The organism is Dysgonomonas termitidis (assembly GCF_042654545.1).
In the GTDB taxonomy this organism is placed as follows: domain Bacteria; phylum Bacteroidota; class Bacteroidia; order Bacteroidales; family Dysgonomonadaceae; genus Dysgonomonas; species Dysgonomonas termitidis.
In genome coordinates, this window is sequence record NZ_JBHSGN010000065.1 from 1 (window position 1) to 968 (window position 968).

The window sequence follows — 968 nt, forward strand, 5'->3', positions numbered from 1 at the left end:
CTTGTTTCATAAATAGTATGGTTTTAATAATTATCTAAAATTAGTTGTGCAACAGACACGTAGCGCTACCCTATTAGGGTGGGGGTGGCAGTGAATCGACCATGATGCTGAAGGGCATCAGTAAGATTTGGTTTACTGGGGCCTTGAACGTTAATTATAAATGAAGTTCGAGAGCCATCGGCACTGGCTTTTTTGTTATTTGCCTCCCTTATATTTGAATGGTCGGTTCTTGCGAGTGGCTACTTTGATATGTGCAAGCCACTACGGGTTAAGATTGAGCTATCATGCGATGCGGCATAGGTCAAGGAATGAGTACCCACCGAGCTTCGTAATTTTGAATCTCGTCCTCGGGAATAATGATCAGTGGCCGTCGATAATGCCCCACAACCTTTAGTCCGGTAGATAAGTCGTACCACCCGTCCCAATCGTAACCGCTGTTGTCCGTAGGATTAGGAAATAAGAGCATCGTGTTTGCATCGTATAGTCCCGATAAGTCGATGAACGAGCCCGCGGCGTCTATATTCTTAGTGAAAGTCAACATTACTTTCCGTTTCTGACTAACAGTAATTACTAACGTTACATTGCCCGCCTGTATGTAAATAAGAGCTGAACGGTTTACAGGCCCGGCTTCAAGAACGTCTATGGTCAAAGGCTGGGTCACGTTGAATGCCCCGTTGTTGGGAGTGGCGGTGAGCCAATCGATGGCTTCTCTTGAGGGGCCCTCGATCTTATCGATGACCCACCCGTCCGGATGGTCTGTGAATACGTCAATGATGTCATTGCCGACGCTCGATGGGAAGGACAAAACGTTGGTGGAGACCTTCAGGTGGTTATTGCCGGCAGTCACACTGCCATTGCCGTCGTTCCATGCCTGCACGGTTGCCTTTATTGTGGCTGTCCCCTCAAAGGCTTTATCCGGAGTGTCCGGGCCTTCAAGGTCTATTTTAGTGATGGTAACGTTATATGAA

1 protein-coding gene is annotated in these 968 nt (G+C 47.4%); it reads right to left on the reverse strand.

Going from position 1 to position 968, the window contains the following annotated elements; translation table 11 throughout:
• Positions 1-301: 301 nt before the first annotated feature.
• Positions 302-968: BACON domain-containing protein (locus ACFO6W_RS10040; protein ID WP_379995921.1), on the reverse strand; the 667-nt coding region annotated here is incomplete at its 5' end.